We start from the raw sequence: 22,636 nt of genomic DNA, 5'->3' as shown, positions 1-22,636 counted from the left end.
TTCATGATGCAGAGATTAATAGACGTGATGAGGTTCCTATTCCAGTACTGGAAGTGAGTAAATATGTTGCTCCTAGTCTGGTGCAACGTTATCAAAAACTGTTTGCCATAAAGAATGAGCAGTTTATTAATTGTGAGAATGACTTTACCATAGTTGATGAATTTAAAAAGGCACAATGGTTTGAAAAGTTGTTTTTTGAACGTCTAGAAAAACGCAGTGATTATATAAAAACCATTTTAGAAAAAACACAAAATGATTGGGAAGCGACTTTTTTCCAGTTGTTGAGCAGGAGTTTTGGGACTAAGGTGAACAGTGATGCTTTTGAACAACTTTCTCAAAGTATGGATTCTGCAACGGTGCGCAAACTCGCAAAAGATGCATTTCAACTAGAATCTGTTTTATTAGGGCAGGCAGGATTGCTAGATGAGCCTAGAAATGATAGGTATTATGCACAGCTTGTTGAAGAGTACGCTTTTGCGAAAGCAAAATTTCAACTACATCCTGCTCATACACCTATGAAGTTTTTCAGGCTGCGACCTGCAAATTATCCTACCATACGTATATCACAACTAGCGATGTTGTATCATAGGAATCCGCATTTATTTGGAGCGATATTGCTGGCAAAAACTCGAGACGAAATTCAAGAATTATTTCAAGTAAAAGCCTCTAAGTACTGGGAAACGCACCACGTGTTTGATAAAGAGACTAAGTGTAGAGAAAAGACACTCACACCAGCCTTTATAGATTTAGTAATCATAAATTGTATCGTGCCATTAAAATTTACACATGCACAGTTCACAGGAAAAGATAAAACTGAAGAACTACTGGAAATTATGTATGCTCTCAAGGCAGAGTCTAATACTATAGTAGATGGTTTTAAAAAGTTAAGCGGAGTTAAAAACGCACTAGAATCACAAGCGGTTTTACAGTTAAAGCCTCATTATTGTGATGTGAATAAATGTTTAACTTGTGATATAGGCGTTTCTTTGCTGCGAGATAAGTCCTAGTGAAGTGTCTATATTAAACTCTAATGATTAAATTTACCCCATGGGAATAGTTACAGGTGTAAGACATTATATGGAGAAGTATGGCTTTTATGTCTCTAGCCGTATAGCAGATCGTTTAGGTATGCGTGCCCGTAATGTGCGCATAACATTTATTTACTTTACGTTTGCGACCTTAGGAGTTGGTTTTGGGGTTTATTTAATCATTGCTTTTTGGTTAAAAATAAAAGACATGCTTTATGTAAAGCGCAACTCTGTTTTTGATCTTTAAAAGTTATATCCAGTGCGTTCTAAAATTACCGTAGCTATATTTTTACTATTAACTATTTTAATAATAGGAGTAGTAGGGTTTAAAATTACCATGGAGCTGTCTTGGGTAGATGCGCTTTACATGACTGTTATTACTATTACTACTGTAGGCTATAGAGAGGTTGAGATGCCTTCAGATACTGCAAAGTTATTTATCATCTTCCTTATATTATGTAGTGTGGTTATAGTAGGTTATGCGGTAACGGTGATTTCAGAATATTTAATATCTCGCACTTCAATTAAAGAGTTAAGAGAAAAAAGAAAACAAAAGAATATAGACCACATGGAGAATCATATTATAGTTTGTGGCTATGGCCGCAATGGAAGAGAAGCTGTTGAGAAGCTCATAGATTATCATAGGGAATTTATTATCATAGAAAAAGACCAGCAGGTTATAGATGATTGTAATCTTGATGAAGACCTTTTTTTAAGAGGAAATGCTAATGAAGATGAAGTGCTCTTAAAAGCGGGAATAGAAAGAGCTGCCACCTTAATAACCGCACTTCCTGATGATACAGATAACCTTTTTACGGTATTAAGTGCTCGTCAATTAAATAGTGAGTTAAAAATTATTTCACGTGCAAGTGAAGAAACGAGTTATAAAAAGTTAAAGTTTGCTGGGGCAAATAATGTCATACTACCTGATAAAATAGGTGGAGAACACATGGCGTCACTTATTGTAAGTCCAGACTTAGTAGAGTTCTGGGATAATCTAAGTTATGGAGGTGATGATGGAGTAAATCTAGAGCAAGTATCTTTTGAACAAATGTTTGATGATGATCGAGGCTGCTCCATAATAGATTTAAACTTGAGACAAATAACGGGTTGTACCATAATAGGGTATAAATCTCCAGAAGGAGATTATACTGTAAATCCTGACCCTAAAATGATGCTTACTAAAGGTTCTAAAATCATAGTAGTAGGAAACACTCAGCAAATCCAAAACCTCCAAAAGGTCTATAGAATTAACAATGAGGTCATATAAGTCCCTTTAAAATTTTTAAAAGGCAAGATTTTTATGCATCTTGCTGACTTAACCAAAAATTAAATCAAAATAGAATGAAACGTATCTACAAAGTGTGTTTATCGATGCTGGTCTTCCTTTTACCGTTAATGACATTTGCGCAGGAACGAAGTACTTCAGATCTAATCGATGAGAAATTTAAAAGTTGGACTGGATGGTTTGTTGAATTAATTTTTTATGAAATTCCTTTTACAGATACAGTTAAAATACCTTGGGTTCTTTTTGTACTTATAGGTGGAGCTATCTATTTCACTTTTTACTTTAAATTTATTAATGTAACCGGTTTTAGAAAAGCCATAAGAGTAGTTCAAGGAAAGTATGAAGATATTGAGAAACATGGAGTAGATGCGCTTTATGGTGATCAAACACCTGGTGGTGATGTTTTTGAAACCATAAGAGATGAAAGTGCTGATGGTGAGGTTTCTCACTTTCAGGCATTAACAGCAGCCTTGTCTGCCACAGTAGGATTAGGGAATATCGCAGGAGTTGCAGTAGCCTTATCTATAGGTGGTCCTGGAGCTACATTCTGGATGATTATTGCCGGTTTACTAGGTATGGCTTCTAAATTTGCTGAATGTACACTAGGTGTAAAGTACCGTGACGTAGGAGAAGATGGAACTGTTTATGGAGGTCCTATGTATTACTTAACTAAAGGTCTTAAAGAGAAAGGCGCTGGTGGCTTAGGAAAAGTGCTGGCTGTGCTGTTTGCAATCTTTGTAATCGGTGGTTCTTTCGGTGGCGGTAATATGTTTCAGGCTAATCAGGCAGCTGCACAGTTTACTAAGTTATTTGAACTTACTGGTGATAATACAGGAATGTATTTTGGAATAGTAATGGCGGTTTTAGTAGCTGTTGTAATTATAGGAGGGATTAAAAGAATTGCATCAGTAACTGAGAAGATTGTGCCGTTCATGGCTGGAATTTACGTTCTAGCATCATTGATTATCTTGTTTGCAAACTTTAGCCTTATTGATGATGCGTTTGGAGCTATTTTTAGTGGTGCATTTTCACCAGAGGCTGGACTAGGTGGTTTTATAGGTGTTATGATTCAAGGGATAAGACGTGGTGCTTTTTCAAATGAGGCTGGTGTAGGTAGTGCTGCCATTGCTCATAGTGCAGTGCGTACTAAGTATCCAGCTAGTGAAGGGATCGTTGCTTTATTAGAGCCTTTTGTAGATACCGTTATTATATGTACTATGACTGCATTAGTTATTATTATTACAAACTTTGATGGTGGATTTATGGAGTATGGTGTGGAAATAAAAGAAGGTGTGGAGATCACAGCTACAGCATTTGACACAGTAATACCACATTTCTCTATTGTATTAACTATTGCGGTAATCTTATTTGCCTTTTCTACTATGATATCTTGGTCTTACTATGGTATGCAAGGATGGAAGTTCCTTTTTGGTAGAGGACCTATTACAGATATGGTTTACAAGATATTGTTCCTTTTATTTGTAGTAGTAGGTGCTTCTATAAGTTTAGGAGCTGTAATAGACTTTTCAGACGCTATGATATTTGCAATGGTAGTTCCTAATATTATAGGTGTTATTTTATTAACTCCTGTAGTTAGGAAAGAATTAAATAAGTATAACAAAGCTATTTCAGTAAAAAAAGAAGCCATAGACGATGGTGCTGAAGATTTAAGTAATGAAGTTTAAGCAACTTTAGATATGAGTTTCAAATCCCTCTTTTTGTTTAACCGTAAACAACAAAGAGGGATTTTTGTATTACTTATTTTGCTCGTCATTTCCTTTGCGGTTTATGCTTATGCGGTAACGAGGCCTTTGGAAAAGTTAGTGGTAGAAGATGTAAGTGTATTTCAATCTCAAATAGACTCACTCAAGTTAGTAGCTTCTCAAAAGAGGAATAAAATCTACCCGTTTAATCCTAACTATATCACAGATTATCGTGGTTATGCACTAGGATTAAGTGAAGAGGAGTTAGCTCGTTTACATCGCTTTCGCGAAAGCGATAAATGGATTAATTCAAAGCAAGACTTTCAAAAAGTAACTGGAGTAACAGATCAATGGCTAGATAGTATAAGTCCATACTTCAAGTTTCCAGAATGGGTTACAAATCCTAAAAAGCAGAAAACCTTTGTCCCTTTTAAAGATCGTAAAGTGGTGGCAAAAGATATCAATTCGGCAAGTCAGGATGAGTTAAAAGCGGTTTATGGAATAGGGCCAGCGCTGTCAGGTAGAATTATAAAAGAGCGTGAGTTTCTCAACGGTTTTATTCATATCAAGCAAGTACGAGGAGTTTATGGCCTTACTGACTCCACAATGATACAGGTTAAAAAGCACTTTTACGTCACTAAACCTAAGGGTTTTCAGAAAATGGCGCTTAACACTGCAACTAGGGATGAACTGTTAACCATTCCATATTTTAACGACTACTTAGTGGATCAGTTGATAAAACAGCGCACCTTACGTGACGGCTTTGCAAACTGGGATAAAGTTGTGTTAACCTCTAGGTTTCCTGAAGAGAAATTAGAGCTAATTCAGCTATATTTGACACTCGACTAAATCACAAGTTTAATTACATTATATGTATTCAAAATATTTTACTGAAGAACATAACGTCTTCAGACAGAGTTTTAGAGATTTTCTTAATAAAGAAGCAGTACCACATATCGAGCGATGGGAAGAAACCGGTCAGATAGACCGCGAGATTTTCCAGAAAATGGGCGAGATGGGATATTTTGCTCTTTATTATCCAGAACAGTATGGAGGTTTAGATTTAGACTTCTTTTATACCGTTATTTTTCTAGAAGAAATGCAACGTATTAACTCTGGAGGTTTTGCTGCCGCTATGTGGGTACAAGCCTTTTTAGGAGCTCAGCATCTTCTAAAAGAAGGAGATGAGCGTATTAAACAAGAATATTTAGTTCCTACACTTACAGGAGAAAAGATAGGTTGTTTAGGGATTACTGAACCCTTCGGTGGTAGTGATGTGGCAGGCATGAGAACTACCGCTGTAAAAGATGGTGACCACTATGTGATTAACGGTTCTAAAACTTTTATCACAAATGGAGTGTATAGCGACTATCTTGTCATTGCCGCAAAAACAGATCCTGATGCAAAAGGTCGTGGGATTTCTATTTTTGTTATGGATCGAGATACACCAGGAATAAGTGCAACTAAACTCAATAAATTAGGATGGAGAGCAAGTGATACTGGTGAGATAGGGTTTGATAACGTGCGCATTCCAGCAGAGAATCTAATGGGTGAAGAGGGAAAAGGTTTTCCTTATATCATGCAGCACTTTGCTCTTGAACGTTTAATTATGGGAATTAATGCTCACGCTAGAGCAGAGTATGCTCTTGAGTACACAGCTCAATATATGAAAGAGCGCACGGCCTTCGGTACCACTATCGATAAGTTTCAAGCACTGCGTCACGGTATGGCAGACATGTATAGTGAGGTAGAAATGGCAAAAAACTTTAATTATTCCATTTCTGAGCAACTTGATAAAGGATTGTATCCAGTAAAAGAGGCAAGCATGTCTAAACTAGTCTCCACAAAAATTGCCGATGAGGTGATTTATAAATGTTTACAATATCTAGGCGGCTACGGCTATATAGAAGAGTATCCATTAGCTAGAATGTGGCGCGATAGTCGTTTAGGTCCTATAGGTGGTGGAACTAGTGAGATTATGCGAGAGATCATTGCTAAGATGGTCATGGATGGTAAAGATTATAAACCTGCTGCAAAGTAATTAGAGCTGTTTTATGCCGCTTTCGCGAAAGCGTAAAAAAAATAACTTCTATTTATAAATAAAAATGTACTTTTGCCATCCCAAAGAAAGGAGGTGATGACACTATGTTAATAATACCAGTTAAAGACGGAGAAAATATCGATAGAGCTCTAAAGCGTTTCAAAAGAAAATTTGATCGTACAGGGAAAATGCGCGAGCTACGTAGAAGACAGCAGTTTACTAAGCCGTCTGTTGCAAAGCGTGCACAAAATATCAAAGCAGCCTACATACAAGGCTTAAGAGATGCAGAGAATATCTAGTATTTCTTAAATTAATAAAGACCGCTAGTGGTAAAATTCTTAATTTTACTTTCTAGCGTTTTTTTTATGTCCTTTAATTCCTATTTAGATTATTTAAGTTTTGAGAAAAAATATTCTCAACACACGGTTATTGCTTATAAGAAAGATTTACAGCAGTTAGAAGATTATCTACAAGAAGAGTACAGTCTAGGAATTAAAGATGCTACTTATCCACTTATAAGGACCTGGTTGAGCGCTTTGCTTGATGAACATCTGTCTTCTCGTACGGTTAATCGTAAGATGGCAGCTGTAAAGAGTTTTTATAAGTACCTGTTGATTACAGAGCAATTAGATCATCATCCGCTAGCTCAGCACAAGAGTTTGAAAGTGTCTTCTAAGATTCAGATCCCTTTTTCTAAAAGCGAAGTAGAGGCTATATTAAATTCAAACTATGATTCAAGTGATTTTGAAAGTTTGAGAGATGTATTGATCATTGAACTTTTTTATGCTACTGGAATAAGGCGTGCTGAGTTAATTAACCTTAAGTTAGATGATTTTAATGTTTCTAGTAAAACTATTAAAGTACTAGGTAAACGTAATAAAGAGCGCATAATACCCATGTTATCTAGTGTTGAAAGGCGCGTGGAGGAGTATATCTTATTAAGGGCTGAGTTTAACGTGAGTGGATGTGATGAATTCTTTCTTACTAAAAAAGGGGCTAAACTCTATCCAGGTCTTGTTTATAGGATTATTAAATCGTACTTTAGTAACGTATCTAAAAAGGTAAAAACGAGTCCGCATATTCTAAGACATTCTTTTGCAACACATCTTATCGATGAAGGAGCTGATCTAAATGTGGTTAAAGAGTTATTAGGGCATTCCAGTCTCGCTTCTACCCAAGTTTACACTCATTCTAGTATGGCTATGTTAAAAGGAGTTTATAAAAGCGCGCATCCGCGATCAAAGAAAAATTAATTAAAATAGAAAGGTTATGAAGCTAAATGTACAGTCTGTTAATTTTAACGCAGACGTTAAACTGATTGAATTCATTCAAGAAAGACTAGATAAATTAGAGCATTTTTACAGTAAGATTATTAATGCTGATGTTTATTTGAAAGTTCAGAAAACATCGGCACCAGAAAATAAAATTATAGAGGTGCGGTTATTTGTGCCTGGAGAGGACTTAATGGCCAGTAAAACCTGTAAATCTTTTGAGCAATGTATCGATGAATGTGCTGACGCTTTAGAACGTCAGTTGAAAAAAAGAAAAGAAAAACAAAATTCACATTAATTTTTTTTAAAAAACATTTTGCAAATTAAAAAATACGCTTACATTTGCACTCCGTTAGAAATAGCGGTGTTTTTTACGCAAGTAGAAAATGGTTAAAAGCCGATGTAGCTCAGCTGGCTAGAGCAGCTGATTTGTAATCAGCAGGTCGTGGGTTCGAGTCCCTCCATCGGCTCTTTAAAATATTAAGTCTTCATTGACTTATTGGGGAGATACTCAAGCGGCCAACGAGGACGGACTGTAACTCCGTTGGGAAACCTTCGCAGGTTCGAATCCTGCTCTCCCCACGAAATATGATCTCTAGTTGAGATTATTTGAAATATTGATTACCAGTAAGCAATTTATTTGTTTCAAAATGCGAGAGTAGCTCAGTTGGTAGAGCGTCAGCCTTCCAAGCTGAATGTCGCCGGTTCGAACCCGGTCTCTCGCTCTAAAGTATTTGAAGTGTGCGAGTAGCGCATATTTTTTAAGGTCAACTCTGTTCCTTAAAACTATAATGGTTTAACCGCCGGTGTAGCTCAGGGGTAGAGCGTTTCCTTGGTAAGGAAGAGGTCACGAGTTCAAATCTCGTCATTGGCTCATAAGAAAAAAAGGTCTCCAGTTGAGGCCAGTACTAGTATATGCTGATTTGGTTTTCCTTGTTGGTATTTGGAATTGAACACTAATATAAATTAAGATTATAAATTATGGCTAAAGAAACGTACGATCGTTCGAAACCCCACCTAAACGTAGGAACAATTGGTCATGTTGACCACGGAAAAACTACACTTACTGCTGCTATTACAAAAGTTTTGGCTGACAAGGGTTATTCAGAAGCATCTGCTTTTGATCAAATTGATAACGCTCCTGAAGAAAAAGAGCGTGGTATTACAATTAACTCATCACACGTAGAATATCAAACTCAAAACAGACACTATGCACACGTAGATTGTCCTGGTCACGCCGATTATGTAAAAAACATGGTTACTGGTGCTGCTCAAATGGATGGTGCTATTCTTGTGGTTGCTGCAACTGATGGTCCTATGCCACAGACGCGTGAACACATTCTTTTAGGTCGTCAGGTAGGTATTCCTCGTATTGTTGTATTCCTTAATAAAGTGGATATGGTAGATGATGAAGAGCTTCTTGAGTTAGTTGATATGGAAGTTCGTGACTTACTTTCTTTCTATGAATATGATGGTGATAATGGTCCTGTTGTTTCTGGTTCTGCACTTGGTGCATTGAACGGTGAGGAAAAATGGGTAAACACTGTTTTAGAATTGATGGAAGCAGTAGATGCATGGATTGAAGAGCCAGTTCGTGATATGGATAAGCCTTTCTTGATGCCTATCGAGGATGTATTTTCTATTACGGGTCGTGGAACTGTAGCAACTGGTCGTATTGAGACTGGTGTTGCTAACACTGGAGATCCTGTTGAAATCATCGGTATGGGGGCTGAGAAATTAACTTCTACTATTACTGGTATTGAAATGTTCCGTCAGATTCTTGATAGAGGAGAAGCTGGAGATAATGCTGGTATCCTTTTGAGAGGTATTGAGAAGTCTCAAATCTCACGTGGTATGGTTATTACTGCTCCTGGATCTGTAACTCCACACGCTAAGTTTAAGGCTGAGGTTTATATCCTTAAGAAAGAAGAAGGTGGCCGTCACACTCCATTCCATAATAACTACCGTCCTCAGTTTTACGTACGAACAACTGATGTAACTGGTAACATCGCTTTACCTGATGGTGTTGAGATGGTAATGCCAGGTGATAACTTGACTATTACAGTTGATTTAATTCAACCTATCGCGTTGAACCTAGGTCTTCGTTTTGCGATCCGTGAAGGTGGTAGAACTGTAGGTGCAGGTCAGGTAACTGAAATTTTAGATTAATTTTTCTAGAATAAAATATTTTAAGTATCCTATCTTTTCTAGATAGGATACTTTCCCTTTATTAAGAATTGTTTCTTAGTAAATACGGGTTTAGCTCAGTTGGTAGAGCACTGGTCTCCAAAACCAGGTGTCGGGAGTTCGAGCCTCTCAACCCGTGCAATGTTGAGTTTGCTCAAGGTTATTTTAAATGAGGAATGTTCCTCGATAATAGTATTCTAATTATGGGATTAGTGAGTTATGTAAAGGAGTCGTATAGTGAATTGACAAACCATGTTTCTTGGCCATCATGGGCCGAGGCGCAAAAGTTAACAGTCACTGTAGCGGTTTTTTCAGTAATATTTGCCCTTATTATTTGGGGAATTGATTCGGCATTCAGTAATGTGATTACGCAATATTTTTCTTGGATTAAAGGATAAAACCACGCTATGGCAGTTGATAATAATGAAGTGATGCATTGGTATGTGGTAAGATCTGTAAGTGGTCAGGAGAACAAGATTAAGGAGTATATTGAGTCTGAAATTGCGCACCATAACTTACAGGATTACCTAAGTCAAATATTAGTACCTACTGAGAAAGTGGTTCAAATACGTGACGGAAAGAAAATCAATAAGGAAAAAGTATATTTCCCTGGTTATATTATGGTTCAGGCTAGGCTTGAAGGTGAGGTTCCTCATGTTATTAAGTCTGTGAATGGTGTTATAGGTTTCTTAGGTGAAACTAAAGGAGGAGATCCTGTTCCATTGAGAAAAAGTGAAGTTAATAGAATGCTAGGTAAAGTTGATGAGCTAGCAGAGCAAGTTGATAATATAGCAATACCATTTAAAATGGGAGAAACTATTAAGGTTGTAGATGGTCCGTTTAATGGTTTTAATGGTACGATTGAAAAGGTGAATGAGGAAAAGCGTAAGCTTGAAGTGATGGTGAAAATATTTGGTCGTAAGACTCCATTGGAGTTGAGCTATATGCAAGTAGAAAAAGTATAAATGTTGCGTTTTTAGATGACCAAAAGGCTTCCACTTTGCGGTTATCGTATAAATTGAAAATTTTTAATAATGGCTAAAGAAGTATCTAAGGTTGTAAAGTTACAAGTTAGAGGTGGTGCAGCAAATCCATCTCCGCCTGTAGGACCTGCATTAGGTGCAGCTGGTGTGAATATCATGGAGTTCTGTAAGCAGTTTAATGCTAGAACACAGGATAAGCCTGGTAAAGTATTACCAGTAGCGATCACGGTTTATAAGGACAAATCATTTGATTTTGTCATTAAAACACCTCCTGCAGCAGTTCAAATCCTTGAGGCAGTTAAGTTGAAAGGTGGAAGTGGAGAACCAAATCGTAAGAAAGTAGGAACTATTTCATGGGATCAAATCAGATTGATCGCTGAGGATAAGATGCCTGACCTTAATGCATTTACAGTAGATAGTGCTATGAGAATGGTAGCTGGAACTGCTAGATCGATGGGTGTTAACGTAAAAGGTGGGGAAGCTCCTGCTTAAAAAAAGGTAACAATGGCAAAATTAACAAAGAAACAAAAAGAAGCTCACGCAAAAGTGGATAGCACGCAATTCTATACCCTTGCTGATGCTTCTAAATTGGTGAAAGATGTTACAAACGTTAAGTTTGATGCGTCTGTAGATCTTGCTGTGAGATTAAATGTAGATCCACGTAAAGCTAACCAAATGGTTAGAGGTGTAGTTACATTACCTCACGGTACAGGTAAAGACGTTAAGGTTCTTGCATTAGTAACTCCAGATAAGGAAGCAGAAGCAACTGCAGCTGGAGCTGATTTTGTAGGTCTTGATGAATATTTAGATAAGATTAAAGGAGGCTGGACAGATGTTGATGTGATCATCACTATGCCTAGTGTAATGGGTAAATTAGGTCCATTAGGTCGTGTATTAGGACCTAGAGGATTAATGCCTAACCCTAAGACAGGAACAGTGACTATGGATGTCGCAAAGGCTGTTTCTGATGTGAAGGCTGGTAAGATTGACTTTAAAGTTGATAAGACTGGTATAATACATGCGGCTATCGGTAAGGCGTCTTTTGATGCTGAAAAAATTGCTGGTAACGCAAGAGAATTGATTAACACCTTAGTTAAATTGAAACCTACAACGTCAAAAGGAGTATACATCAAAAGTATATTTATGTCCAGTACTATGAGTCCTGGAATCGCTATTGATGCTAAACGTTTTGCAGACGACTAAAAAATCTAGACCATGACAAGAGAACAAAAAGCAAATGTTATACAGGATTTGACTGCTACGTTAAGTAACAATTCAACGATCTATTTGGCAGACATATCAGGTTTAAATGCATCAGAAACATCTAATTTAAGAAGGGCTTGCTTTAAAGCAAATGTTTCCCTTTCTGTAGTTAAAAATACATTGCTTTCAAAAGCGATGGAGGCTTCAGATAAGGATTTTGGCGAATTGCCAGAATTGTTAAAAGGGAATACCTCTATTATGATGTCTGAGGTTGCAAATGCTCCGGCAAAAGTAATTCAAACATTTAGAAAGAAATCTGAAAAGCCTATCCTTAAAGGTGCTTACATTGAAGAAGCAATTTATGTAGGTGATCGATTTGAAGAATTGAGTAACATCAAGTCTAAGGAAGAAATGATTGGTGAAGTTATTGGACTTCTTCAGTCTCCTGCTAAGAATGTTGTTTCAGCACTTAAATCAAGTGGAGGAACTATAGCAGGTCTAATTAAAACCCTATCTGAAAGATAGTAGTAACGAGTACGCAAACAATTATTTATAAATTTTATTAAACGATAGAAAAATGGCAGATTTAAAAGATTTCGCAGAGCAGTTAGTAAACTTAACTGTAAAAGAAGTAAATGAACTAGCAGACATACTTAAAGAGGAGTATGGTATTGAGCCAGCAGCTGCAGCTGTTGCAATGGCTGGTCCAGCCGCAGGTGGTGATGCCGCAGGTGGTGATGAGCAAACTGAATTTGATGTTATCCTTAAGGCTCCAGGTGGTGCTAAGTTAGCAGTTGTTAAACTTGTAAAAGAACTTACAGGTGCTGGACTTAAAGATGCAAAAGACCTAGTTGATAACGCTCCGTCTCCTATCAAGGAAGGTGTGTCTAAAGACGAGGCAGAAGCCCTTAAAGCACAGCTAGAAGAAGCTGGTGCTGAGGTTGAGTTGAAGTAATTCTTCTTAGCTAAACATTATCGGTTTAGACCTGTGAGCGAGGCTCACAGGTTTAGACCATTTTGCGTATAAAGATGAGACGTCATTAATAACGCTTTTTTTAACCCTTAATACCGTGCATTGATGCTGGCAACAAACACAGAGAGAATTAATTTTTCAACGGTAACAACTAAAGCAGATTATCCAGATCTGTTAGATATCCAAATTAAATCTTTTCAGGATTTCTTTCAACTTGAAACAAAATCTGATAAAAGAGAAGTAGAAGGTTTATATAATACCTTCATGGAAAACTTTCCTATCACAGATACTCGCAATCAATTTGTTCTTGAGTTTCTGGATTACTTCGTAGATCCTCCTAGATATTCTATTCAGGAATGTATAGAAAGAGGACTAACATATAGCGTGCCTTTAAAGTCACGACTTAAACTATACTGTACTGACCCAGAGCATGAAGACTTTGAGACAATAGTTCAAGATGTTTACTTAGGGACTATCCCTTATATGACACCTTCAGGAACTTTTGTAATCAATGGTGCTGAGCGAGTTGTGGTTTCTCAACTACATCGTTCACCTGGAGTTTTCTTTGGTCAGTCTTTCCATGCAAATGGAACTAAACTTTATTCTGCTCGTGTTATTCCTTTTAAAGGATCATGGATAGAATTTGCGACAGATATTAATAGTGTAATGTACGCTTATATCGATCGTAAGAAAAAATTACCTGTAACTACTCTTTTCCGTGCTATCGGGTTTGAAAGAGATAAAGATATCCTTGGGATTTTTGATCTTGCAGAGGAAGTTAAAGCTTCTAAAACAGGACTTAAAAAGTACTTAGGGCGTAAACTCGCTGCGCGTGTTCTTAGAACTTGGCACGAAGATTTTGTAGATGAAGATACAGGTGAAGTGGTATCCATTGAACGTAATGAGATCGTTCTTGATCGTGATACGGTTCTAGAAAAAGAGCATATTGAAGAGATTTTAGAGTCTCAAGCAAAAACGATTTTACTTCATAAAGAAGATAATCAGTCTGCAGATTATGCTATAATTCATAATACATTACAAAAGGATCCTACTAACTCTGAAAAGGAGGCAGTAGAACACATATATAGACAACTACGTAATGCTGAGCCGCCAGATGAGGAAACAGCGCGTGGTATTATTGATAAATTATTCTTCTCAGATCAACGCTATAACCTAGGTGAAGTAGGTCGTTATAGAATGAATAAGAAATTAGGTCTTGATATCGCAATGGATAAGCAAGTGCTTACTAAGGAGGATATCATTACCATCATTAAGTACTTAATTGAGTTAATTAACTCAAAAGCAGAGATTGATGATATAGATCACTTATCGAACCGTCGTGTAAGAACAGTTGGTGAACAGCTTTCTTCACAATTTGGTGTAGGTCTTGCTCGTATGGCGCGTACTATCCGTGAGCGCATGAACGTAAGAGATAATGAAGTTTTTACTCCTATTGATTTGATTAATGCAAAGACCTTGTCTTCTGTAATTAACTCTTTCTTTGGAACGAACCAGTTATCACAGTTCATGGATCAAACTAATCCACTGGCTGAGATTACTCATAAGCGACGTTTATCAGCCCTAGGACCTGGTGGTCTTTCTCGTGAAAGAGCTGGTTTTGAGGTGCGAGATGTTCACTATACGCACTATGGAAGGTTATGTCCTATTGAAACGCCTGAAGGTCCTAATATTGGTCTGATCTCTTCTTTAGCTGTTTTTGCTAAGGTAAATAGTATGGGATTCATTGAAACGCCATATAGAAGCGTTAAAAATGGAGCTGTAAACTTAGAAGAAGAGCCTACCTATTTGAGTGCCGAAGAAGAAGAAGGAATGCACATTGCTCAGGCTAACTTACCTCTTGATAAAAAAGGTAAGATAGCTCAGGATAAAGTTATTGCACGTATGGAAGGTGACTTCCCTGTGATAGATCCTGCTGATGTTGCTTATGCTGATGTTGCTCCTAACCAGATTGCCTCTATATCTGCTTCATTAATTCCATTCTTGGAACATGATGATGCAAACCGTGCACTGATGGGATCTAACATGATGCGTCAAGCAGTACCATTGTTAAGAGTAGATGCTCCTATCGTAGGAACGGGTCTTGAGAGACAAGTAGCTACAGACTCACGTGTACTTATTAATGCTGAAGGTGATGGAGAGGTGACTTATGTAGATGCACAACGCATCAGTATTAAGTATGATAGAACTGATCGTGAAAAAATGATCAGTTTTGACCCAGAAGAAACATCATATAACCTTATTAAATTCCGTAAAACGAATCAAGGTACCAGTATTACACTTAAACCTATTGTTAAAAAAGGTGATCGTGTTAATAGAGGTCAGGTTCTTTGTCAAGGTTATGCGACTGAGGCTGGAGAATTAGCACTAGGGCGTAACATGAAAGTAGCATTTATGCCATGGAAAGGGTACAACTTTGAGGATGCGATCGTAATCTCTGAAAAAGTAGTACGTGAAGATATCTTTACTTCTATTCACGTAGATGAGTACTCACTAGATGTTAGAGATACTAAACTAGGTAATGAAGAGTTAACACCAGATATTCCTAACGTATCAGAAGAGGCTACGGCTGATCTTGATGAGCAAGGTATGATACGTATCGGTGCAGAGGTTGTTCCTGGTGACATATTAATAGGTAAAATTACTCCTAAAGGAGAATCAGATCCTACACCTGAGGAGAAACTGCTCCGTGCTATCTTTGGAGATAAAGCAGGAGATGTAAAAGATGCATCTCTTAAAGCCTCTCCATCATTAAGAGGAGTTGTAATAGATAAGAAACTTTTCTCTAGAGCCGTTAAGGATAAGAGAAAGAGAGCTCAGGATAAAGAAGATATCGCAAAGCTTGAACAAGCTTATCAATCTAAATTTGATAATCTTCAAGAGCGTCTTATTGAAAAATTATTTGAAATAGTAAGTGGTAAAACTTCACAAGGTGTATTTAACGATTTAGGAGAAGAAGTTCTTCCTAAAGGAAAGAAATACACACTTAAGATGTTACACTCTGTAGATGATTACACGCACTTAGTTTCTGGAACTTGGACTACAAGTAAGGATACTAACGAGATGATCGCAGACTTACTACATAATTATAAAATTAAAGAAAATGATCTTCAAGGGTCATTGCGCCGTGAGAAATTTACCATCTCTGTAGGAGATGAACTTCCTGCAGGTATTATTAAACTAGCTAAAGTTTACATCGCTAAAAAGCGTAAACTTAAAGTAGGAGATAAAATGGCAGGTCGTCACGGTAACAAAGGTATTGTAGCTCGTATTGTACGTCAGGAAGATATGCCATTCCTTGAAGATGGAACACCAGTAGATATCGTATTGAATCCACTTGGGGTACCTTCTCGTATGAACATTGGTCAGATCTATGAAACCGTTTTAGGATGGGCAGGACAGAAGTTAGGAAAAACTTTTGCTACACCTATTTTTGATGGAGCAACTCTAGATCAGATTAATGCTTATACAGATGAGGCAGGAATTCCACGTTTCGGTCATACTTATTTACATGATGGTGGAACAGGAGACCGTTTTGACCAGCCTGCAACAGTAGGTGTGATTTACATGTTGAAATTAGGTCACATGGTAGATGATAAGATGCACGCGCGTTCTATCGGTCCATACTCGTTGATTACTCAGCAGCCACTCGGTGGTAAAGCACAATTTGGAGGTCAGCGTTTTGGAGAGATGGAAGTATGGGCACTTGAGGCTTATGGAGCTTCTAGTACACTGCGTGAGATCTTAACAGTTAAGTCTGATGACGTTATAGGACGTGCTAAGACTTATGAGGCTATCGTAAAAGGTGAGCCTATGCCAGAACCTGGTCTTCCAGAATCATTTAATGTATTAATGCACGAGTTGAAAGGTCTAGGATTAGATTTAAGACTCGAGGATTAATTTTTTAACGGTGGTTGTTGTGTTCGCGCTTTCGCGAAAGCGGAACCATAAAAACCACCAGCTTTAACTAAAAATAGTACCATAATTATGGCTAGATATAAAGACGCCCCAACCCAGAAGAAATTTTCAAAAATTTCAATCGGTCTTGCATCACCAGAATCTATTCTCGCAGAGTCTAAAGGTGAGGTGTTGAAACCAGAGACGATTAACTATCGTACGCATAAACCAGAGCGTGACGGTCTTTTTTGTGAGCGCATTTTTGGTCCTGTAAAGGATTATGAATGTGCCTGTGGAAAATACAAGCGCATACGTTATAAAGGAATAGTCTGTGATCGATGTGGTGTAGAGGTGACAGAAAAGAAAGTACGTCGTGACCGTATAGGACATATTAATCTAGTGGTGCCTGTGGCTCACATTTGGTATTTCCGTAGTCTTCCTAATAAAATAGGATATCTATTAGGGCTTCCATCTAAGAAGCTAGATATGATTATTTATTACGAGCGCTACGTAGTAATACAACCAGGTATCGCAAAAAATGAAGATGGAGAACCTGTTCAAAATTTAGATTTCCTTACAGAAGAAGAGTATCTTAATATTTTAGATTCACTTCCTCAAGAGAATTTATATCTTGAAGATTCTGACCCTAATAAGTTTATCGCAAAAATGGGTGCTGAGTGTCTTATAGATTTACTACAGCGCATCGATTTAGAGAGTTTATCTTATGAATTGCGTCATAAGGCAAATAATGAAACCTCTAAGCAACGTAAAACTGAAGCTTTAAAGCGTTTACAAGTTGTAGAGGCTCTTAAAGAATCTAACGAGTTAAGAGAAAATAAAGCAGAGTGGATGATTATGAAGGTGGTGCCTGTAATACCGCCAGAATTAAGACCTCTTGTGCCACTTGATGGTGGGCGTTTTGCAACATCAGATTTAAATGATCTTTACCGTCGTGTTATTATACGTAACAACCGTTTAAAAAGGTTAATGGAGATTAAAGCTCCAGAGGTAATCTTGCGTAACGAGAAACGTATGCTGCAGGAGTCTGTAGATTCTTTACTAGATAACACAAGAAAGTCAAGTGCTGTTAAAACAGATTCTAACAGACCACTTAAATCTCTTTCTGATTCCTTAAAGGGTAAACAGGGGCGTTTCCGTCAGAACTTACTAGGTAAACGTGTGGATTATTCTGCTCGTTCCGTGATCGTTGTAGGACCAGAACTTAAATTATATGAGTGTGGTCTTCCTAAGGACATGGCTGCAGAGCTTTATAAGCCTTTTGTAATACGCAAGCTTATTGAGCGCGGAATTGTAAAGACGGTGAAGTCTGCAAAGAAAATTATTGATAAAAAAGAACCTGTGGTTTGGGATATCTTGGAAAACGTTCTTAAAGGACATCCAGTTATGTTAAACCGTGCGCCTACTCTTCACAGACTAGGTATACAAGCGTTTCAACCTAAGTTAATAGAAGGTAAAGCGATCCAGTTACACCCATTAGTGTGTACTGCCTTTAACGCAGATTTTGATGGAGATCAAATGGCCGTGCACCTTCCATTAGGTCCAGAGGCTATTCTAGAGTGTCAGTTATTGATGCTTGCTTCTCATAATATCTTGAACCCAGCAAATGGTAGCCCTATTGCTGTACCATCTCAGGATATGGTCTTGGGTCTTTACTATATGACTAAACTACGTCGTTCTACACCTGAACATAAAGTGATGGGTGAAGGGTTAACTTTCTATGGTCCTGAAGAACTAGTAATAGCCTTTAATGAAAAGCAGGTAGATATTAATGCGCCTGTAAAATGTAGAATTAATCTTCTTCAAGAAGATGGTTCTTATAAAGCAGAGGTTATTGAAACTACAGCTGGTCGTGTGATATTTAATCAAGCGGTGCCAGATGAGGCAGGATTTATAAATGAAGTACTTACTAAAAAGGCACTTCGTGATATTATAGGTGATATCTTAAAAGTAACAGATGTTCCTAGAACTGCTGCTTTACTTGATGAGATTAAAGACATGGGTTATGGTTTTGCCTTCCGTGGTGGATTATCATTCTCATTAGGAGATATTATGATTCCAGCAGAAAAGCAATCTATGATTGATGCTGCAAATACTAAAGTAGACGCTATACGTGGCAACTATGGTATGGGTCTTATTACTCAAAATGAAAGGTATAACCAGGTTATTGATGTATGGACAGCTACAAATGCTGAGCTTACTGAACTAGCTATGAAAAACATTAGAGAAGATAACCAAGGTTTCAACTCTGTGTTTATGATGCTTGATTCTGGAGCTCGTGGATCTAAAGAGCAAATACGTCAGTTAACGGGTATGCGTGGATTAATGGCTAAGCCTAAAAAATCTAATGATGGTGGTGGTGCCATTATTGAAAACCCTATTCTTTCTAACTTTAAAGAAGGATTATCAATTCTTGAGTACTTTATTTCTACTCACGGTGCGCGTAAAGGACTTGCAGATACGGCTCTTAAAACTGCCGATGCTGGTTACCTTACAAGACGTTTACATGATGTGGCACAGGATGTAATAGTAAATGTGGAAGATTGTGAAACCTTAAGAGGTATAGATGTTTCTGCATTAAAGAAGAATGAAGAGGTTATGGAAAAACTTAGTGCACGTGTGCTAGGTCGAGTAGCTCTTCATGATGTGATAGACCCTGCAACTCAAGAAGTGATTGTTGAGGCAGGAGAATTAATTACTGAAGCTGTAGCTGAGGTTATTGAAGCATCAGACCTTGAGTCTGTTGAAGTGCGCTCTCCTTTAACTTGTGAGGCAAGGAAAGGTATTTGTGTGAAGTGTTACGGTCGTAACCTTGCTACAAATAAACTGGTAATGCGTGGTGAAGCGGTAGGAGTTATAGCGGCTCAATCTATTGGTGAACCAGGAACACAGTTAACATTACGTACGTTCCACGTAGGTGGTGTAGCTGGTAACGTTTCCCAGGAGAACACCATTGTTGCAAAGCATGATGGTATTTTAGAAATAGAAGACCTTAAAGTCGTTAAGAGTGAAGATAACACTGGTAATCCAGTAAATGTGGTGATCTCTAGAACTGCTGAGGCTAAGGTATTACATGCCTCAACTAAGATGTTATTGAATTCTAATAACATTCCTTATGGTTCTGAACTGTATGCGACAGCTGGTTCTAAAGTGAAAAAAGGAGATGTACTTGCTAAATGGGATCCATTTAACGGTGTTATTATATCTGAGTTTGCTGGTAAAATCAAGTTTGAAAATATCATTCAAGGAACAACCTTCCAGGTTGAGACTGATGAGCAGACGGGTTATGAAGAAAAAGTAATTTCTGATTCAAGAGATAAGAAATTAATCCCTACACTTCATATTGTAGACAGCAAAGGTGAAAATGTTATATCTTATAACCTTCCAGTAGGTTCCCATTTAATGGTGAATGATGCTGAAAAAATTAAGATAGGTAAGGTATTAGTTAAGATTCCTCGTAAATCTGCTAAAGCTGGTGATATTACAGGAGGTTTACCACGAGTTACTGAGTTATTTGAAGCTCGTAATCCTTCTAACCCTGCTGTGGTAAGTGAGATCGATGGTGTTGTTGCATTTGGTAAGATTAAGCGTGGTAATCGTGAAATCGTGGTGACTTCTAAAACTGATGAAGTTAAGAAGTACTTAGTGAAACTTTCTAATCAAATTCTTGTTCAAGAAAATGATTATGTAAGAGCTGGTATGCCTTTATCTGATGGTTCAATTACACCTAAAGATATCCTTGCCATTAAAGGACCTAGTGCAGTACAGCAATACTTAGTTAATGAGGTTCAAGAGGTGTATCGTTTACAAGGTGTGAAAATTAATGATAAGCACTTTGAAGTAGTGGTACGTCAAATGATGCGTAAAGTAAGAATCGTAGATCCAGGTGATGGTGTGTTCTTAGAGAATCAATTAATTCATACCGAAGATTTTATCGTTGAAAATGATAAATTATACGGTATGAAAGTAGTAGAAGATGCGGGAGATTCCCAAACTCTTAAACTAGGTCAGTTGATCTCTTCTAGACAATTAAGAGATGAGAACTCTCTTTTACGTAGAGAGGATCAAGCCCTTGTTGTAGCAAGAGATGTGGTTCCTGCTACTGCAGAGCCAGTTCTTCAAGGTATTACTAGAGCTTCCCTACAGACTAAATCATTTATTAGTGCAGCATCTTTCCAAGAAACTACTAAGGTTCTTAATGAGGCAGCAGTAAGTGGAAAAGTAGATTCTTTAGAAGGTCTTAAAGAAAATGTTATCGTAGGACACCGTATTCCAGCAGGAACTGGTATGAGAAACTACGAGGATATTATAGTAGGTTCTAAAGAAGAGTTTGAGAGATTAGCTTCTCAAAAGGAAGAACCAGCAGTTAATTTGAACTAGTTATGGCACAGGAACAAAAAGGTAATATTAATATAGAAATAGATGCAGATGTTGCTGAAGGGCAGTACAGCAACCTAGCTATTATTAATCACTCTGTTTCTGAGTTTGTGGTAGACTTTGTGAATATCATGCCCGGAAACCCTAAAAGTAAGGTGAAATCCAGGATCATATTAACCCCACAGCATGCTAAACGTCTCGCAAAAGCCTTGGCTGATAATGTCAAGAAATTTGAAAATGCTCATGGTAAGATTAAAGAAAATGATCAACCACCCATGCCACTAAATTTTGGCCCTACGGGACAAGCTTAATAAAAACAGAAGCCTGATGATTAATCATCAGGCTTTCTTATTTCAATTATATATTCCACAGATATTAATTATACTTGTTTTGAAATGTAGTTGTTTAAAGTATGATTTTAAACCGCTTTATCTTTTACGAACACCTTTCTAAGGTGTTGTGGGTTTAAGTGTCTTAAAACGACTTAAATTTAGTTTCTCTGTTTTGATACCAATTTGTTTTTGGTATTAGCCAGACACGACTATAAAATTAATACCAATCTGTGTTTATAATATCGTTAAAATAAATTCTATTTGATATAACCCCAAATACTAAAAAGAATCAACCATGTACCGTCCTCTCCATCGGAGAGGATAAGAGGCTTTTACGGTTCACAGTCACAATTTAATCCACAGAGACCGCACCCTTCTTGCGTGGCGCTGTGGTTCATCGCAGTGGTTGCAGATGTGATTAGTAATGGCGTGGTAATAACCCCAAATACTAAAAAGAACCAATAATGTACCGTCCTCTCCATCGGAGAGGATAAGAGGAGAGGTGTCCAAACTCAAAGACTAACGAACTCAAAGACTAATCAACTACCCCTAAAATTCACTCACAAAATGAAAGGTAAGACTAGGATATTTCTGTTGCGTCATTTGTAGTGAGAAGGAAGAGTCTGCTAGAAATACCAGTTGTCCTTGCTTATCTTTGGCAAGAAACTTTGCTTTTACCCTGCAAAAATCTAAAAACTCAGCGCTTTTAAGGTCATCTGTAGCGACCCAGCAAGCTTTAAATACATTGAGGTTTTCATAAGAGCAAGTTGCGCCATACTCGTGTTCCAGGCGGTACTGGATCACTTCAAACTGTAAAGCACCTACGGTACCTATGACTTTCCTGCCATTTAATTCTAGGGTAAATAATTGAGCAACACCTTCATCCATGAGCTGGTCTATTCCTTTTGCGAGCTGTTTAGACTTCATAGGGTCAGCATTATTGATATATCTAAAATGCTCTGGTGAGAAGGATGGGATTCCTTTAAAATGTAGCGCTGCGCCACCGGTTAAAGTGTCTCCTATTTTAAAATTACCGGTATCATGGAGTCCTACTATGTCTCCCGGATAGGAGATATCTACGATTTCTTTTTTCTCTGCAAAAAAAGCATTAGGACTAGAAAACTTCATTTTTTTATTCAAGCGCACATGGTGGTAGGGTGTATTGCGTTCAAATGTGCCACTTACTATTTTTATAAAAGCGAGTCTATCTCTGTGTTTGGGGTCCATATTTGCATGAATCTTGAATACAAAACCGCTTAAATCTTTTTCTTCTGGATGTACCACTCGTTCTTCTGCCTTTTTTGGTCTGGGAGATGG

Annotated in this window: 19 protein-coding genes, 5 tRNA genes and 1 pseudogene; 24 read left to right on the top strand and 1 reads right to left on the bottom strand. The window is 37.6% G+C overall.

The window, feature by feature from the left end; translation table 11 throughout:
* From ACTF48_RS08510 to ACTF48_RS08395, 24 genes are all read left to right on the top strand, one after another.
* Nucleotides 1–1,007, top strand: a 1,007-nt coding sequence (locus tag ACTF48_RS08510; protein ID WP_438962726.1) for a DUF2851 family protein, incomplete at its 5' end; no start/stop codon positions are given.
* A gap of 40 nt (nt 1,008–1,047) precedes the next feature.
* The gene (locus ACTF48_RS08505; protein ID WP_438962725.1) at nt 1,048–1,275 is read left to right on the top strand and encodes a PspC domain-containing protein; all 228 of its coding nucleotides are present in this window, start codon (nt 1,048–1,050) and stop codon (nt 1,273–1,275) included.
* 12 nt (nt 1,276–1,287) lie between these two features.
* Nucleotides 1,288–2,298: a potassium channel family protein gene (locus ACTF48_RS08500; protein WP_438962724.1), complete on the top strand. Its 1,011-nt coding sequence runs from the start codon at nt 1,288–1,290 to the stop codon at nt 2,296–2,298.
* 74 nt (nt 2,299–2,372) lie between these two features.
* On the top strand, nt 2,373–4,001 hold the full coding sequence (locus tag ACTF48_RS08495) for an alanine/glycine:cation symporter family protein (protein WP_438962723.1): 1,629 nt from the start codon (nt 2,373–2,375) through the stop codon (nt 3,999–4,001).
* A 33-nt stretch (nt 4,002–4,034) separates the two neighbouring features.
* Nucleotides 4,035–4,868 (top strand): helix-hairpin-helix domain-containing protein, encoded by an 834-nt coding sequence (locus tag ACTF48_RS08490; RefSeq protein ID WP_438962722.1) that lies wholly within the window; start codon nt 4,035–4,037, stop codon nt 4,866–4,868.
* Between the two features lie 22 nt (nt 4,869–4,890).
* The gene (locus ACTF48_RS08485) at nt 4,891–6,060 is read left to right on the top strand and encodes an acyl-CoA dehydrogenase family protein (RefSeq protein WP_438962721.1); all 1,170 of its coding nucleotides are present in this window, start codon (nt 4,891–4,893) and stop codon (nt 6,058–6,060) included.
* Nucleotides 6,061–6,164: 104 nt separating this feature from the next.
* On the top strand, nt 6,165–6,359 hold the full coding sequence (rpsU, locus tag ACTF48_RS08480; protein ID WP_015362693.1) for a 30S ribosomal protein S21: 195 nt from the start codon (nt 6,165–6,167) through the stop codon (nt 6,357–6,359).
* 66 nt (nt 6,360–6,425) lie between these two features.
* Nucleotides 6,426–7,313 carry a tyrosine-type recombinase/integrase gene (locus ACTF48_RS08475; RefSeq protein WP_438962720.1) on the top strand — a complete coding sequence of 296 codons (888 nt, stop codon included), beginning with the start codon at nt 6,426–6,428 and terminating at the stop codon, nt 7,311–7,313.
* 16 nt (nt 7,314–7,329) lie between these two features.
* Complete coding sequence (hpf, locus tag ACTF48_RS08470; RefSeq protein ID WP_438962719.1) at nt 7,330–7,629, top strand: ribosome hibernation-promoting factor, HPF/YfiA family; 300 nt, start codon at nt 7,330–7,332, stop codon at nt 7,627–7,629.
* Between the two features lie 98 nt (nt 7,630–7,727).
* Nucleotides 7,728–7,801: transfer RNA gene (locus tag ACTF48_RS08465), tRNA-Thr, on the top strand.
* Nucleotides 7,802–7,832: 31 nt separating this feature from the next.
* Nucleotides 7,833–7,913: transfer RNA gene (locus ACTF48_RS08460), tRNA-Tyr, on the top strand.
* 70 nt (nt 7,914–7,983) lie between these two features.
* Nucleotides 7,984–8,056: transfer RNA gene (locus ACTF48_RS08455), tRNA-Gly, on the top strand.
* A gap of 77 nt (nt 8,057–8,133) precedes the next feature.
* Nucleotides 8,134–8,205, top strand: a tRNA-Thr gene (locus ACTF48_RS08450).
* Between the two features lie 107 nt (nt 8,206–8,312).
* Nucleotides 8,313–9,500 (top strand): elongation factor Tu, encoded by a 1,188-nt coding sequence (gene tuf / locus ACTF48_RS08445; protein ID WP_438962718.1) that lies wholly within the window; start codon nt 8,313–8,315, stop codon nt 9,498–9,500.
* A gap of 84 nt (nt 9,501–9,584) precedes the next feature.
* Nucleotides 9,585–9,657, top strand: a tRNA-Trp gene (locus tag ACTF48_RS08440).
* Between the two features lie 64 nt (nt 9,658–9,721).
* Nucleotides 9,722–9,916: a preprotein translocase subunit SecE gene (gene secE / locus ACTF48_RS08435; protein ID WP_438962727.1), complete on the top strand. Its 195-nt coding sequence runs from the start codon at nt 9,722–9,724 to the stop codon at nt 9,914–9,916.
* 9 nt (nt 9,917–9,925) lie between these two features.
* Nucleotides 9,926–10,483 carry a transcription termination/antitermination protein NusG gene (gene nusG / locus ACTF48_RS08430; protein WP_438962717.1) on the top strand — a complete coding sequence of 186 codons (558 nt, stop codon included), beginning with the start codon at nt 9,926–9,928 and terminating at the stop codon, nt 10,481–10,483.
* 69 nt (nt 10,484–10,552) lie between these two features.
* On the top strand, nt 10,553–10,993 hold the full coding sequence (gene rplK, locus ACTF48_RS08425) for a 50S ribosomal protein L11 (RefSeq protein ID WP_438962716.1): 441 nt from the start codon (nt 10,553–10,555) through the stop codon (nt 10,991–10,993).
* A gap of 12 nt (nt 10,994–11,005) precedes the next feature.
* Nucleotides 11,006–11,704 (top strand): 50S ribosomal protein L1, encoded by a 699-nt coding sequence (gene rplA / locus ACTF48_RS08420; protein ID WP_438962715.1) that lies wholly within the window; start codon nt 11,006–11,008, stop codon nt 11,702–11,704.
* A gap of 12 nt (nt 11,705–11,716) precedes the next feature.
* Nucleotides 11,717–12,229: a 50S ribosomal protein L10 gene (gene rplJ, locus ACTF48_RS08415; protein WP_438962714.1), complete on the top strand. Its 513-nt coding sequence runs from the start codon at nt 11,717–11,719 to the stop codon at nt 12,227–12,229.
* Between the two features lie 52 nt (nt 12,230–12,281).
* A complete protein-coding gene (rplL, locus tag ACTF48_RS08410; RefSeq protein ID WP_438962713.1) occupies nt 12,282–12,659 on the top strand; it encodes a 50S ribosomal protein L7/L12 in 378 nt (125 codons plus the stop codon).
* 123 nt (nt 12,660–12,782) lie between these two features.
* Nucleotides 12,783–16,595, top strand: coding sequence for a DNA-directed RNA polymerase subunit beta (gene rpoB / locus ACTF48_RS08405; protein WP_438962712.1), 3,813 nt, complete (start codon nt 12,783–12,785; stop codon nt 16,593–16,595).
* An 87-nt stretch (nt 16,596–16,682) separates the two neighbouring features.
* Complete coding sequence (gene rpoC / locus ACTF48_RS08400; protein ID WP_438962711.1) at nt 16,683–20,990, top strand: DNA-directed RNA polymerase subunit beta'; 4,308 nt, start codon at nt 16,683–16,685, stop codon at nt 20,988–20,990.
* 2 nt (nt 20,991–20,992) lie between these two features.
* On the top strand, nt 20,993–21,298 hold the full coding sequence (locus ACTF48_RS08395) for a DUF3467 domain-containing protein (protein ID WP_438962710.1): 306 nt from the start codon (nt 20,993–20,995) through the stop codon (nt 21,296–21,298).
* 570 nt (nt 21,299–21,868) lie between these two features.
* Here ACTF48_RS08395 and prfC read toward each other — a convergent pair.
* Nucleotides 21,869–22,636, bottom strand: a pseudogene (gene prfC, locus ACTF48_RS08390) (peptide chain release factor 3); the annotation flags it as partial.

It is taken from the genome of Nonlabens sp. (genome assembly GCF_965660805.1).
Taxonomy (GTDB): Bacteria; Bacteroidota; Bacteroidia; order Flavobacteriales; family Flavobacteriaceae; genus Nonlabens.
The sequence above is the reverse complement of the archived record's forward strand: the minus strand, read 5'-3'. Positions and strand labels throughout refer to the sequence as shown.